We start from the raw sequence: 14251 nt of genomic DNA on the forward strand, positions 1-14251 counted from the left end.
GCGGGAAGACTAAGGAACCGACCCACGCCTTTCCTAGCGGCCGCTGTGAAAGTTGTGTGCGGAATTGGCGTTTCCGGTTTGGTCGGTGGGGGTCAAGCCCGACTATTCGGCGCGATCCTCCGCGGCGGGTCCTCACGAACGTCACGTGGCCCGTCGCACCTACGGCGTGCGACGGGCCACGTCGGCTCAGGAGCCCAGGTCCACCTAGGTCTGCTTACGCGCCGTCATCGCCCGCTGGATCAGGATGAACGCGCACAGCAGCACACCCGTGGCGATCTTCGTCCACCAGGAGCTGAGCGTGCCCTCGAACTGGATGATGCTCTTGATCAGGCCCAGCACCAGGACGCCGAACAGGGTGCCCAGGACGTAACCGGAGCCGCCCGTCAGCAGGGTGCCTCCGATGACGACCGCGGCGATCGCGTCGAGTTCCATGCCGACGGCGTGCAGCGGGTCACCGGACTGGATGTACAGCATGAACAGCAGGCCGGCCAGCGCCGAGCAGAAGCCGCTCACCGTGTACACGGCGATCTTCGTGCCGCCCAGCGGAAGCCCCATCAGCAGCGCCGACTGCTCGTTGCCGCCGATGGCGTACACCCGGCGGCCGAAGCGCGTGTAGTGGAGTATGAAGAAGGCGGCGGCGAGGACGACCAGGGCGACGATGGCGCCGATCGACAACTCCCCCAGTCCGAGCGACACCCGGGTCTGGGCCATGCTGCTCACCGTGGAGTCGCTGATGGAGATGGACTCCTTGCTGATGACCAGGCACAGGCCCCGGAAGAGGAAGAGGCCGGCGAGGGTCACGATGAAGGGCTGGATCTCGAAGTTGTGGATCACATAGCCCATGAGGAAGCCACCGAACGCGCCCACGCCCAGGGCGAGCGGGATGACCAGCAGCAGCGGCAGGCCCTGACGCTCCACCAGCCACGCCGTGAACATGGTGGTGAAGCCGATCAGCGAACCGACGGACAGATCGATGCCGCCGGACATGATGACGAAGGTGGCGCCGACGGCGGCGACCAGCAGATAGCCGTTGTCGATGAACAGGTTGAGGAAGACCTGCGGTTCACCGAAACCGTAGTTCTGGTAGCGGCTGAGCCCGCCGATGTACATCGCGAGGAACAGGCCGGCCGTGACCAGGACGGGCAACCGCCGGTCGCCGAGCAGGCGCGCGGCCGCGGACGCCGGTGCCGGCTTGGACGCCGTACTGCCTTCCGCTGCCGTACGGGTCTTGGTGGTCGCGCTCATCGCGACACCTCCATCTTCGGGGCGGCGTCGGCCGGGGTGGCGGGCTCCGCCGGGGCGGTGGTCCGGGCGCGTCCCTTCGCGCCGAAGACCTTGGCCCGGAACTTCGGGGACTGCAGCAGGCAGACGACGATGACGACGGCGGCCTTGAAGACCAGGTTGGTCTGGGTGGGAACGCCGATGGTGTAGATCGTGGTGGTCAGGGTCTGGATGACGAGGGCGCCGATCACGGTGCCGCCGATGGAGAACCGGCCGCCGAGCAGCGAGGTGCCACCGATGACGACGGCGAGGATCGCGTCCAGCTCGATCCACAGGCCGGCGTTGTTGCCGTCCGCGGCCGAGGTGTTGGAGCTGATCATCAGGCCGGCGATGCCCGCGCACAGGGCGCAGAACATGTACACCATGATCTTGATGCGCCGGGAGCGGATGCCGACCAGGCGACTGGCCTCGGCGTTGCCGCCGACCGACTCGACGAGCAGGCCGAGCGCCGTACGGCGGGTCAGGACGGCGGTGACGGCCACCACGGCGGCCACCACGAAGATGGAGAAGGGCAGGGTCAGCCAGTAGCCACCGCCGATGAGCTTGTACGGCTCGCTGTTGATGGTGATGATCTGGCCGTCGGTGATCAGCTGGGCGACGCCGCGTCCGGCGACCATGATGATGAGGGTCGCGATGATGGGCTGGATGCCCATCCGGGCGACCAGGAAGCCGTTCCACAGGCCGCAGACGACCGCCGCCACCAGGCCGATGCCCATGGCGAGGAAGACCCCCGCCAGCGCGTTCTGGTCGGCCTGGTCGCTGATGTACGAACAGGTCAGGGCGCCGGTGATGGCGACCACGGCGCCGACGGAGAGGTCGATGCCTCCGGTGGCGATGACCAGGGTCATGCCGACCGCCACCAGGATCAGCGGCGAGCCGAACAGCACGATCGAGACGAGACTGCCGTAGAGGTGGCCGTCCGCCATCCGGATCGCGAAGAAGTCGGGCGTGAAGGGGACGTTGACGAGCAGCAGGGTGATCAGGACCGCGACCGGCCAGAACAGGTGGTGGTGCGTCAGTGCTCGCCAGCGGGAGGGGGTGGTCACTGCCGGGGTACTCACTTGTGCTCTCCGCTCGCGATGGTCTCCAGGATCTTGCTGGTGGTGATCTCCGGCCCGTTGGTCAGCTGTGCCACGAGCTTGCGGTCGCGCAGCACTCCGATGGTGTGGCTGAGCCGGAGCACCTCCTCCAGTTCGGCCGCGATGTACAGCACGGACATGCCGTCCTCGGAGAGCGAGACCACGAGCTTCTGGATCTCCGCCTTGGCGCCGACGTCGATGCCGCGCGTGGGCTCGTCGAGGATCAGCAGCTTCGGCTGGGTGATCAGCCAGCGGGCGAGCAGCACCTTCTGCTGGTTGCCGCCGCTCAACTGGCCGACGCGGGCCTCGGGGTTGGCGGGGCGGATGTCGAGGGCCTCGATGTACCTGGCGACGAGTTCGTCGCGTTGGGAGACCGGGATGGGCCGGGTCCAGCCGCGGGACGCCTGGAGGGCGAGGATGATGTTCTCGCGCACCGTGAGGTCGGGGACGAGGCCCTCGGTCTTGCGGTTCTCCGAGCAGAACGCGACACCGGCGCCGATGGCGTCGTTGGGGGCGCTCATCGAGACCTGCTTGCCGGCGACGGTCACCTTGCCGCTGTCGGGCTGGTCGGCGCCGAACAGCAGCCGGGCCAGTTCGGTGCGGCCGGAGCCGAGCAGTCCGGCGAGGCCGAGCACCTCGCCCTTCTTGATCTCCAGGTCGAAGGGGGCGACACCGCCGGTGCGGCCGAGGCCCTCGGCCTTGACGAGCGTCTCGCCGACGTCGGAGCGCAGCTGGTGCTCGTGCAGTTCCTCCAGCTGGTCCAGGGCCTTGCCGATCATCAGCTCGATCAGCCCGACCTGGTCGAGGTCGGCCACCATGTGCTCGCCGACCAGGGTGCCGTTGCGCAGCACGGTCATGCGGTCGCAGATCTCGTAGATCTGGTCGAGGAAGTGCGACACGAACAGGATCGCGACGCCCTCGTCCCGCAAGCGCCGCATCAGGCGGAAGAGTTCGAGGACCTCGTCGCGGTCGAGGCTGGAGGTGGGCTCGTCCAGGACGAGCACCTTGGTGCCGGACCCCTCGCCGTCGCTGTCGCCGTGGCCCACCGACCGTACGATCGCGACCAGTTGCTGCACGGCCAGCGGGTACGAGGACAGCGGCGCCGTCACATCGATGTCGAGGCCGAGCCGGTCGACCATCTCCGCGGCCTGCTTGCGGATCTGCTTCCACTGGATGCGCCCCGCGCGGGTGGGTTCACGGCCGATGAAGATGTTCTCCGCCACCGAGAGGTTGGGGCAGAGGTTGACCTCCTGGTAGACCGTGCTGATGCCGGCGTGCTGGGCCTCCAGCGGGCTGCCGATCCGCACGGCCCTGCCGTCGAGGGTGATGGTGCCGCCGTCCAGGGAGTAGACCCCGGTCAGCACCTTGATGAGGGTGGACTTCCCGGCCCCGTTCTCGCCCATGAGGGCGTGGATCTCGCCGGGGAAGAGCCGGAAGTCGACGCCCGACAGAGCCCGTACCCCCGGAAACTCTTTGACTATGCCCGTCATCTCCAGGACGGGCCGCGGCTCTGCCATGGCAGCGCTCCTCTTGAAATGGGTTCAGGCCCGCAGGGAGCCTCCCGGGACCGGACGGTCGCCGGCCGGCCGGAGGCTCCCTGCCGATGGGTGCGGTCGGTCAGTACTTACGGGTGGGGAGCGCGTCCTTGGCCTGGTCCTGCATGAAGTCGCTCTCCTTGGTCTTGATCCAGCGCTCGACCTGCTCGCCGGCGTGGACCTTCTTGACGACGTCCATGAGCTGGGGGCCGAGCAGCGGGTTGCACTCGACGATCGCGTTGATCTTGCCTTCGGACATGGCGATGAAGCCGTCCTTCACGCCGTCGACCGTGACGATGAGGATGTCCTTGCCGGGCTTCTTGCCGACCGCCTCGATGGCCTGGATGGCGCCGAGACCCATGTCGTCGTTGTGCGCGAACAGCACGTCGATGTCCGGGTTGGACTGCAGGAAGGCCGTCATGACCTGCTTGCCGCCGGCCCGGGTGAAGTCACCGCTCTGGCTGGCGACGATCTCCCAGTCGTCCTTGTGCTCGGCGTCCATGACCTCCTTGAAGCCCTTGGCGCGCTCGATCGCGGGGGCGGCACCGGTCGTGCCCTCCAGCTGGGCGATCTTCACCTTGCCCTTGTGGCCGGCCTTCTCCAGGACCTTCTCCAGGATCTTGGCGGCGCGGCGGCCCTCGTCGGTGAAGTCGGAGCCGACCAGGGTGACGAACAGGGACTCGTCGCTGTCGACGGACCGGTCGGTCAGGACGACCGGGATCTTCGCCGCCTTGGCCTCCTTGAGCACGGCGTCCCAGCCGGTGACGACCACCGGCGAGAAGGCGATGACGTCCACCTTCTGCGCGATGAAGCTGCGGATCGCGGAGATCTGGTTCTCCGGCTTCTGCTGCGCGTCGGAGAACTGCAGCTTGAAGCCCGCCTCCTTGGCGGCCGACTTCACCGAGTCGGTGTTGGCGGTGCGCCAGCCGCTCTCGGAACCGACCTGGGCGAAGCCGAGGGTGATCGCCTTGCTGCCGCCGCCGGAGGAGTCGGAGGAGGGGCCGTCCTCCTTGGCGCAGGCCGCCAGACCGGCCGTGGCCGCCACGCCGACCGCCGCAGTGAGGAAGTTCCGTCTGTTGAGCATGTTCTTCTCCTTTGAAGAGCCGGCCCGGGGATGGACCGCTGGTACTCGGTGGGTACTCGTGTGGACCGGCTGCACTGCGTCCAGCCTGTCGATCATTGTTCGAAATTTCGGCCACACTGCCCGGAGGGCGAAAATGCGACCGTGTGGTGCGGCGTCAGCCGGGAGCGGCTCCCGATTGCGGAAGGTACGGGAACGTGCTTGCGCGGACGACGAGTTGGGGTTCGATGGAGACGTGGGACGTCCCGGAGGGGGTACGGCCCTCGATCAGGTCCAGCAGCAGGGCGATGCTCCGCTGGCCCACCGTCGCGAAGTCCTGCCGGACGGTGGTGAGCGGTGGGGCGAAGAACTCCGACTCCGGAATGTCGTCGAAGCCGACCACCGCGACGTCCTGGGGCGTACGCACGCCCGCCTCACGCAGCGCCCGCAACACCCCCAGTGCCATCTGGTCGTTGGCCACGAAGACGGCGGTCAGGCCGCGTCCCACCCAGCCCGCCAGTTCCTGGCCGGCCCGGTAGCCCGACAGCGGGCTCCAGTCCCCCCGCAGCAGCATCGGTGGTTCCACGTCCGCCTCTTCGAGGGCCGCCCGCCAGCCGTCGACCCGGTCCACCGCCTCCTGCCAGTACTCGGGCCCGGCGAGATGCCAGACCCTGCGGTGGCCCGCGGCGAGCAGATGACTGGTGGCCAGCCGCGCGCCCAGCCGCTGATCCACGTTGACGCTGGGGACTCCGGCGCCCGAGCCGGTGCCCACGGCCACCACCGGGAACGGATGGCGAAGCTCGGCGAGGGCCTCGACCGCCGACCGCTGCGGGGCGATGGCGACGACCCCCTCCACCCCGCCTTCACTGAGGCGGTCCAGGGCCTCGGACAGCGTCTCCACCGTCAGTCTGCGCAGACTGACCGTCGAGACCAGATAGCCCTCGGCGCGCGCCGCCTCCTCCAGCGCGAACAACGTACTGGCCGGACCGTAGAGCGTGGTGTTGGAGGCGACCACACCCAGGGTCCGGGTGCGCCGGGTCGCCAGGGCCCGGGCGGAGAAGTTGCGGCGGTAGCCCATCTCCTCGATCGCGCGCAGCACCTTGGCCCGTGTCTCGTCCCGCACGTTGGGGTGGTCCCCCAGTACGCGGGACACGGTCTGATGGGACACACCGGCCTGGCGTGCCACGTCGGCCATGGTGGGCGGCCGAAGCTGCGAGCGGGGCACAGCCGCACCTCCTGGGCGGTCGTCTGCCGATAAGACCTGTACCGAGGGCCGCTGGTGCGGCGCCGGCCGAGTCATGCCGGGGTTCCGGAAGAGCCAACGGCACGGGGCGGGAAGGCGAGTTGATGCACTGCTGACACGACGCTCATACCTCCTTGCATGCCGTCGGGGCCGACTGGTGGATGCGGACGTATTGTGAGCGCTAACAATTCCTGCCGGTCAAGAGGGCTGCGTCAGGGAAGTCGTCACGGTTGAGTAACGCGACGGGCGGCCGAGGTAGCGGGGACGCGGGCTTTTCACCTGGTCAGAAGCGTTCCGAGGGTCCACCGAGGGAGGCGTGCGGATACCTTCGAAGAGCTCCGCGATCCCCTGGCGAACCCCGCCGCATCCGCCTCACCGACCGCTTCCGGCGCCGCATCGAAACCGTTGTTTGTAGACCCATTGACACTCGCATGTGGTCGTCCCTACTGTCGCGACCAGCATTTCGAACGAGTGCCGAAATTTCGAACAGACCGAAGAGGACAGGGAGTACCGTGCGCATCACGGGAATCAGCACACACGTGGTCGGAACGCCGTGGCGAAACCTGACCTACGTCCAGGTGCACACCGACGAGGGGCTCACCGGCGTCGGCGAGACCCGCATGCTGGGCCACACCGACGCGCTCCTCGGCTATCTGCACGAGGCGAAGACCAATCACATTCTCGGCTCCGACCCATTCGCTGTCGAGGACCTCGTCAAGCGGATGAAGTACGGCGACTACGGCCGGGCCGGCGAGATCGTGATGTCCGGCATCGCCGTGATCGAGATGGCCTGCTGGGACATCAAGGGCAAGGCGCTCGGCGTACCGGTCTGGCAGCTGCTCGGCGGCAAGGTCACCGACAAGGTCAAGGCGTACGCCAACGGCTGGTACACCACCGAGCGGACGCCCGAGGCGTACCACAAGGCGGCCCAGGGGGTCATGGAGCGCGGTTACCGGGCGCTCAAGATCGACCCGTTCGGGACCGGCCACTTCGAGCTCGACCACGAGCAGAGCCTGTACGCCGTCTCCCTGATCGAAGCCGTGCGCGACGCCATCGGCCCGGACGCCGAGCTGATGCTGGAGATGCACGGCCGGTTCTCCCCCGCCACCGCCGTCCGCCTGGCCAAGGAGCTGGCGCCCTTCAAGCCCGCGTGGCTGGAGGAGCCGGTGCCGCCGGAGAACCTGAAGGCGCTGGAGAAGGTCGCCGCCAAGGTCGACATGCCGGTCGCCACCGGTGAGCGCATCCACGACCGCATCGAGTTCCGGGAGCTCTTCGAGAGCCAGGCCGTGGACATCATCCAGCCGGACGTCGGCCACATCGGCGGCATCTGGGAGACCCGCAAGCTGGCCGCCACCGCGGAGACGCACTACATGCTGGTCGCGCCCCACAACGTGGGCGGGCCCGTGCTGACCGCCGCCTCCCTCCAGGTCGGCTTCACCGCCCCCAACTTCAAGATCCTCGAACACTTCAACGACTTCGCGGACGCGGAGATCAAGAAGGTCGTCAAGGGCGCCCCCCAGGTGAACCCCGAGGACGGCTGCTTCCACCTCTCCCACGAGCCCGGTCTCGGCGTGGAGCTGGACGTCGACGCCGTCGCGGAGTTCCCGCAGCAGCAGGCCCGGTTCGACCTGTGGGCCGAGGGCTGGGAGCAGCGCAAGCCCAAGGGCACCGTGTGAGCGCCCACACCCCTCGGCCCGGCGCCGGGACCCGGGTCGGAGGTGGCTCCTGCCGGGCGACGCCCGGCACCCGTGCGAAGCCGGGCTCGCGCGGAGAGACCTCCGCCGCCGCCCGGACCGCCCTGCGGGCGGACGACGCCACCGCCGACCCAGGCCCCGGGAGGACCCAGTGAGCACCGCCGTCGTGATCGAGGCTCCGGGTGAGCACCGGCTCGTCCCGCACGAGCCCCGGCAGCCGGAAGCGGGCGAGGCCCTGGTCCGGGTGCACGCCTCGGGGATCTGCGGCAGTGACCGCGAGGTCTTCCAGGGCACCCGGCCGCAGGGGTACGTCCGCTACCCGCTCACGCCGGGCCACGAGTGGTCCGGAACGGTGGCCGCGGTCGGCGACGGCGTCCCTTCGGGCCTGGTGGGCCGCAAGGTCGTGGGCGAGGGCTTCCGGAACTGCCAGGTCTGCGACCGCTGCCACGCGGGCGAGACCACCCTGTGCACGGCGGGCTACGAGGAGACCGGCTTCACCCAGCCGGGCGCCATGGCCACCACACTCACGCTTCCCGCCCGACTGCTGCACGTGCTGCCGGACGACGCGGACCTGACGGCGGCGGCGCTGCTGGAGCCGGCCGCGTGCATCGCGGCCGCCGCGCTCAAGGCGAACGCGGTGCCGGGCGAGCGGGTGGCCGTGGTGGGCACGGGGACGCTCGGGATGTTCGCCGTCCAGTTCCTGAAGGCGGGCTCGCCGGCCGAGTTGCTGGTCGTGGGAACGCGTCCGGACCGGGCCGAGCTGTCGAGGCGGTTCGGCGCCACGGACTTCCGCACCAAGGACGAGGAACTTCCCGACGACTTCGACGTCGTCATCGAGACCGCCGGGTCCGCGGACGCGGCGCGCACCGCCGCCGCCCTGCTGCGCCGCGGTGGACGGCTGGTCCTGACGGGCATCCCCGCGCCGGGCGCGGACGGGCTCGACCCGACCGATCTCGTCGTGCGGCAGCTGGAGGTGCAGACCGTGTTCGGCGCGGCGCCGGAGGCCTGGGCACACACCGTGCGGGTCTTCGGGGCGGGACTCCTCGACCCGCTGCCGCTTGTCACGCATGAGCTTCCGTTGGAGGAGTTCGCGCAGGCCATCGAGTTGGTGGGGTCCGGCGACCCGAAGGTCGGAAAGGTCCTGCTGCGGCCATGACACACCCCTGAGTCGTACGCCGGTACGGGGCTCCTGACGACTTCGTACCGGCGTACATCCACAGCCCCGCACGCCCAGAGCCGCGACCGTCGTCCGAAATATCGAACACGAAGGACAGCTTGTGACCGACACGACCCCTCCGACGCCGCGCCGACCCGGCGAGCAGGCGCTCGCCGCACTCGGCCTGGGGGCACCCGCCCTCGACCCCTCCGACGCCTCCCCGCACACCTTCCCCGGTGGTGGCCGCTGGCGCACCGAGGTTCCCTCCGTGGAGGGCCCCGAAGCGCTCGCCGTGGTCCTCAAGGAGTCCTCGCGGCTCGATGTGCCGATCCACCGGATCAGCCAGGGCAGCGGTGTCTGGATGCTCACCGACGCCGAGATCACCGAGATGGTGGAGGCGACCGCCGAACGCGACATCGAGCTCTGCCTGTTCACCGGCCCGCGCGGCACCTGGGACATCGGCGGCTCCACCCGTACCGACTCCAAGGGCGGCGGACTGCGCGCCCGGGGCCACGACGCGGTCGCCGGTTGCGTCGAGGACGCCGTACGCGCCACCGAGCTGGGCGTGAAGTGCCTCCTCGTCGCCGACGAGGGTGTGCTGTGGACGCTGCACCGGGCGCGGGTCGCGGGGATCCTGCCCGCCGACACGACGCTCAAGGTGTCGGCGCTGATCGGTCCGGTCAATCCGACGGCGTACGCCGTGTACGAGAACCTCGGCGGCGACTCGATCAACGTGCCGAGCGACCTGACGCTGGATCACCTCACCGAGATCCGCCGCGTCTCCGGCGCCCCGATGGACATGTACATCGAGGCCCCCGACGATCTGGGCGGTTACATCCGGATGTACGAGGTCGCCGAGCTGATCCGGCGCGGCGCACCGCTCTACCTGAAGTTCGGGCTCTCCAAGGCCCCGGGGATCTACCCCTACGGGCACCACATGCGAGAGCTGACCCTGGCCACCGCCAAGGAACGCGTCCGGCGCGGACGCCTGGCGCTGGACCTCCTCGCACGGCACGGAGCCGACGGCGACATGGCGCCTCTCGGCTCACGGCTGCCCGGGACGCTGAGACGGTTCGAAATTCCCGCATAACGTTCCGGACAAGTCCCCTTCACAGAACAAGACGCAGTCGCACACAATCCGACACACCCCACTTCTCGGTCCCCTCCCCCTCAGGGCGCCCGCACGGCCGGACCGAGCCCCGCCCCACCACATCAAGGATGTATGACCATGCGCACTCGCCGAGCCGCAATCGCCGCCATAGCCTCCGCCGCCTCCCTCGCCCTGACCCTGTCCGCCTGCGGCCAGAGCGGCGAGGGCGGCAGCAAGGAGGAGGCGGGCGACGCCAAGGGCGGCACCATCGGCATCGCGATGCCGACCAAGTCCTCCGAGCGCTGGATCGCCGACGGCAACAACGTCAAGGCGGACCTGGAGTCCAAGGGCTACAAGACCACCCTGGTCTACGGCGAGGACGACCCGGACCAGCAGGTCTCGCAGATCGAGAACCTGATCACCCAGGGTGTGAAGGCGCTGATCGTCGCGGCCATCGACAACAAGTCGATGAACAACGTGCTCCAGCAGGCCAAGGACGCGAACATCCCGGTCATCTCCTACGACCGCCTGATCCTGGGCACGCCGAACGTCGACTACTACGCCTCCTTCGACAACGAGAAGGTCGGCGAGCTCCAGGCCAACTACATCGTCGACAAGCTCGGCCTGAAGGACGGCTCCAAGAAGGGTCCCTTCAACATCGAGCTGTTCGCCGGCTCCAACGACGACAACAACACCCGGTACTTCTTCGGCGGCGCGATGAAGGTGCTGCAGCCCTACATCGACAAGAAGCAGCTCGTCGTCCGCTCCGGCCAGACCAAGCTGACCCAGGTCACCACCCTGCGCTGGGACGGCGGCACCGCCCAGAAGCGCATGGACGACATCCTGACCTCGGCGTACAAGAGCGAGCGCGTCGACGCGGTCCTCTCGCCGTACGACGGCATCTCCATCGGCATCCTGTCGGCCCTGAAGTCGGACGACTACGGCTCCAAGAACAAGCCGCTGCCGGTCGTCACCGGTCAGGACGCCGAGGTCGCCTCGGTGAAGTCGATCATCGCCGACGAGCAGGCGATGACCGTCTACAAGGACACCCGCGAGCTCGCCAAGGTGGCCTCGAACATGGTCGACGCCCTGCTCAACAAGAAGAAGCCCGAGGTCAACGACACCAAGACCTACGACAACGGCTCGAAGGTCGTCCCGGCCTTCCTGCTGGAGCCGGTCGCCGTCGACAAGACCAACTACCAGAAGGAAGTCGTGGACTCCGGCTACATCAAGGCGAGCGACCTCAAGTAACCCGCCGGCACACTCTGATTGGAAGGCACGACCATGGCGGGACCCGTCCTGGAAATGCGCTCGATCGTCAAGACCTTTCCCGGCGTCAAAGCGCTGTCGGACGTCACACTGACCGTCCAGCAGGGCGAGGTCCACGCCATCTGCGGGGAGAACGGCGCCGGCAAGTCGACCCTGATGAAGGTCCTCTCCGGCGTCCACCCGCACGGCACCTACGAGGGGGACATCCTCTTCGAGGGCGAGGTCTGCGAGTTCAAGGACATCCGGGCGAGCGAGCAGCGCGGCATCGTCATCATCCACCAGGAGCTGGCGCTGTCGCCGTACCTCTCCCTCGCGGAGAACATCTTCCTCGGCAACGAGCACGCCAAGAGCGGGTTCATCGACTGGAGGGAGACCCTGCGGCACGCCACCGAGCTGCTGCGGCGGGTGGGGCTCAGCGACCACCCGGACACTCGCGTCGCCGACATCGGAGTGGGCAAGCAGCAGCTGGTGGAGATCGCCAAGGCGCTGTCGAAGAAGGTCAAGCTGCTCATCCTGGATGAGCCGACCGCGGCCCTGAACGACGAGGACAGCGGCAAACTCCTGGATCTCATCCTGGAGTTGAAGAAGCAGGGCATCACCTCGATCATCATCTCCCACAAGCTCAACGAGATCCGCAAGGTCGCCGACTCGGTGACGATCATCCGGGACGGCCAGACCATCGAGACGCTCGATGTGAAGGCCCCGGAGACCACCGAGGACCGGATCATCAGCGGCATGGTCGGCCGGGACCTGGAGCACCGGTTCCCGGAGCGCACCCCGCACGAGCCGGAGGAGGGCGCGGCCCCCGCGCTGGAGATCCGCAACTGGACCGTGCACCACCCGATCGACCAGCAGCGCAAGGTCGTCGACGACGTCTCGATCCAGGTCCGGCGCGGCGAGATCGTCGGCATCGCGGGCCTCATGGGCGCCGGCCGCACCGAACTGGCGATGAGCGTCTTCGGGCGCACCTACGGCCGGTACCACGGGGGCACGGTCCTCAAGGACGGCAAGGAGATCCGTACGAAGACCGTCCCCGAGGCGGTCAAGCACGGCATCGCGTACGTCACCGAGGACCGCAAGCACTACGGCCTCAACCTCATCGACACCATCAACCGCAACATCTCGCTCAGCGCGCTGGGCAAGGTCGCCAAGCGGGGCGTGGTCGACGAGCACGAGGAACGGCAGGTCGCCGAGGGCTTCCGCAAGTCCATGAACATCAAGGCGCCGACCGTCTTCGAGCCGGTGGGCAAGCTGTCCGGCGGCAATCAGCAGAAGGTCGTCCTCAGCAAGTGGATCTTCGCGGGTCCGGACGTGCTGATCCTGGACGAGCCGACGCGCGGCATCGACGTCGGTGCCAAGTACGAGATCTACACGGTCATCGACCAGCTGGCCGCCCAGGGCAAGGCGGTCGTCTTCATCTCCTCCGAGCTGCCGGAGCTGCTCGGCATGTGTGACCGCATCTACACGATGGCCGCGGGGCGGCTGACCGGCGAGTTCTCGCGGGCCGAGGCCTCGCAGGAATCGCTGATGCGTCAGATGACTAAGGACAAAGAGGTAACCCGATGAGCACGGATGTGACCGCCAAGAGCCCGGCCCCCGCGCCGCCGGGCAAGAGCGGAGGAGCAGCGGGCGACGGCCTGCTCCAGCTGGTCCTGGACGGCATGCGCCGCAACATGCGGCAGTACGGCATGCTGATCGCCCTCGGCCTGATCGTGGCGCTGTTCGCCGTGTGGACCGACGGCGACCTGCTGCTGCCGCGCAACGTCTCCAACCTGGTGCTGCAGAACAGCTACATCCTGATCCTCGCGATCGGCATGATGCTGGTCATCATCGCGGGCCACATCGATCTGTCGGTGGGATCACTGACGGCGTTCGTCGGCGCCATGGCCGCCGTGTTCATGGTGAAGAACGACATGCCGTGGACAGTCGCCGTGCTGCTGTGCCTGGCCGTGGGCGCCCTCGCGGGTGCCGTACAGGGGTTCTTCATCGCGTACGGCGGCATACCCTCGTTCATCGTGACCCTGGCGGGCATGCTGATCTTCCGCGGTCTGACCGAGATCTTCCTGGAGGGCCAGACCCTCGGCCCGTTCCCGGAGGGGCTGCAGAAGGTCTCCAACGGCTTCCTGCCGGAGGTCGGCCCGAACACGAACTACCACAACCTCACATTGCTGCTGGGCTTCGCGATGATCGCGTTCGTGGTCTTCCAGGAGTTCCGTGACCGCCGCCGCCAGCAGGAGTTCAACCTCGACGTCCCGCCCTTCAACCTGTTCCTGCTGAAGCTGGTCGCGCTCGCCGCCGCCATCCTCACGCTGACGATGCTGCTCGCCAGCTACAAGGGCGCCCCGATCGTGCTGCTGGTCCTGGGCGTGCTCCTGGTCGGCTTCGGTTACGTGATGCGCAACGCGATCATCGGCCGCCACATCTACGCCATCGGCGGCAACCTGCCCGCGGCCAAGCTGTCGGGTGTGAAGGACAAGAAGGTCACCTTCCTGATCTTCGTGAACATGGGCATGCTCGCGGCCCTGGCGGGTCTGGTCTTCGCCGCCCGCTTCAACGCGGCCTCCCCCAAGGCCGGCCTGAACTTCGAGCTGGAGGCGATCGCGGCCTCGTTCATCGGCGGCGCGTCGATGAGCGGCGGCGTCGGCACCGTCCTCGGCGCGATCATCGGTGGCCTGGTCCTGGGCGTGCTGAACAACGGCATGAACCTCGTCGGCATCGGCACCGACTGGCAGCAGGTCATCAAGGGCCTGGTGCTGCTGGCGGCGGTCGGGTTCGACGTATGGAACAAGCGCAAGGTCGGTTCGTAAGTACCGCGGGGCCCCGTCGGAAGGCGGGGCCCCGTCC

The 14251-nt window shown here is 68.2% G+C and carries 11 protein-coding genes; 6 read left to right on the forward strand and 5 right to left on the reverse strand.

The window, feature by feature from the left end; genetic code table 11:
* Positions 1 to 204: 204 nt before the first annotated feature.
* The 5 genes from yjfF to ACFYNL_RS08470 form a co-directional block, all read right to left on the reverse strand.
* A complete protein-coding gene (yjfF, locus tag ACFYNL_RS08450) occupies positions 205 to 1245 on the reverse strand; it encodes a galactofuranose ABC transporter, permease protein YjfF (protein ID WP_388798667.1) in 1041 nt (346 codons plus the stop codon).
* Positions 1242 to 2342 (reverse strand): ABC transporter permease, encoded by a 1101-nt coding sequence (locus tag ACFYNL_RS08455; RefSeq protein WP_388798670.1) that lies wholly within the window; start codon positions 2340 to 2342, stop codon positions 1242 to 1244. The genes yjfF and ACFYNL_RS08455 overlap by 4 nt, the downstream gene beginning before the upstream one ends.
* Positions 2339 to 3877 (reverse strand): sugar ABC transporter ATP-binding protein, encoded by a 1539-nt coding sequence (locus ACFYNL_RS08460; protein WP_388798673.1) that lies wholly within the window; start codon positions 3875 to 3877, stop codon positions 2339 to 2341. Before ACFYNL_RS08460 ends, ACFYNL_RS08455 begins: the two co-directional genes overlap by 4 nt.
* 100 nt (positions 3878 to 3977) lie before the next feature.
* On the reverse strand, positions 3978 to 4979 hold the full coding sequence (locus ACFYNL_RS08465; RefSeq protein WP_388798676.1) for an ABC transporter substrate-binding protein: 1002 nt from the start codon (positions 4977 to 4979) through the stop codon (positions 3978 to 3980).
* A gap of 154 nt (positions 4980 to 5133) precedes the next feature.
* The gene (locus ACFYNL_RS08470; RefSeq protein WP_388800538.1) at positions 5134 to 6150 is read right to left on the reverse strand and encodes a LacI family DNA-binding transcriptional regulator; all 1017 of its coding nucleotides are present in this window, start codon (positions 6148 to 6150) and stop codon (positions 5134 to 5136) included.
* Positions 6151 to 6710: 560 nt separating this feature from the next.
* On the opposite strand from ACFYNL_RS08470, the gene ACFYNL_RS08475 reads away from it, so the two are divergent.
* From ACFYNL_RS08475 to mmsB, 6 genes are all read left to right on the forward strand, one after another.
* Complete coding sequence (locus ACFYNL_RS08475) at positions 6711 to 7874, forward strand: mandelate racemase/muconate lactonizing enzyme family protein (protein ID WP_388798679.1); 1164 nt, start codon at positions 6711 to 6713, stop codon at positions 7872 to 7874.
* A gap of 169 nt (positions 7875 to 8043) precedes the next feature.
* Complete coding sequence (locus tag ACFYNL_RS08480; protein WP_388798682.1) at positions 8044 to 9048, forward strand: zinc-binding dehydrogenase; 1005 nt, start codon at positions 8044 to 8046, stop codon at positions 9046 to 9048.
* Between the two features lie 121 nt (positions 9049 to 9169).
* Positions 9170 to 10138: a hypothetical protein gene (locus tag ACFYNL_RS08485; protein WP_388798686.1), complete on the forward strand. Its 969-nt coding sequence runs from the start codon at positions 9170 to 9172 to the stop codon at positions 10136 to 10138.
* A 138-nt stretch (positions 10139 to 10276) separates the two neighbouring features.
* On the forward strand, positions 10277 to 11389 hold the full coding sequence (gene chvE / locus ACFYNL_RS08490) for a multiple monosaccharide ABC transporter substrate-binding protein (protein WP_388798689.1): 1113 nt from the start codon (positions 10277 to 10279) through the stop codon (positions 11387 to 11389).
* A 33-nt stretch (positions 11390 to 11422) separates the two neighbouring features.
* On the forward strand, positions 11423 to 12973 hold the full coding sequence (gene mmsA / locus ACFYNL_RS08495) for a multiple monosaccharide ABC transporter ATP-binding protein (protein ID WP_388798693.1): 1551 nt from the start codon (positions 11423 to 11425) through the stop codon (positions 12971 to 12973).
* Positions 12970 to 14214, forward strand: coding sequence for a multiple monosaccharide ABC transporter permease (gene mmsB / locus ACFYNL_RS08500; protein WP_388798698.1), 1245 nt, complete (start codon positions 12970 to 12972; stop codon positions 14212 to 14214). The genes mmsA and mmsB overlap by 4 nt, the downstream gene beginning before the upstream one ends.
* Positions 14215 to 14251: the final 37 nt, after the last annotated feature.

This window comes from Streptomyces sp. NPDC007808 (assembly GCF_042868655.1).
Taxonomy (GTDB): domain Bacteria; phylum Actinomycetota; class Actinomycetes; order Streptomycetales; family Streptomycetaceae; genus Streptomyces.

What these genes read in the sequence shown, in the direction of transcription:
- yjfF (WP_388798667.1), bottom strand. Translation starts at nt 1,245, where the DNA reads ATGAGCGCGACCACCAAGACCCGTACGGCAGCGGAAGGCAGTACGGCG.
- ACFYNL_RS08465 (WP_388798676.1), bottom strand. Translation starts at nt 4,979, where the DNA reads ATGCTCAACAGACGGAACTTCCTCACTGCGGCGGTCGGCGTGGCGGCC.
- chvE (WP_388798689.1), top strand. Translation starts at nt 10,277, where the DNA reads ATGCGCACTCGCCGAGCCGCAATCGCCGCCATAGCCTCCGCCGCCTCC.
- mmsB (WP_388798698.1), top strand. Translation starts at nt 12,970, where the DNA reads ATGAGCACGGATGTGACCGCCAAGAGCCCGGCCCCCGCGCCGCCGGGC.
- mmsA (WP_388798693.1), top strand. Translation starts at nt 11,423, where the DNA reads ATGGCGGGACCCGTCCTGGAAATGCGCTCGATCGTCAAGACCTTTCCC.
- ACFYNL_RS08460 (WP_388798673.1), bottom strand. Translation starts at nt 3,877, where the DNA reads ATGGCAGAGCCGCGGCCCGTCCTGGAGATGACGGGCATAGTCAAAGAG.
- ACFYNL_RS08470 (WP_388800538.1), bottom strand. Translation starts at nt 6,150, where the DNA reads ATGGCCGACGTGGCACGCCAGGCCGGTGTGTCCCATCAGACCGTGTCC.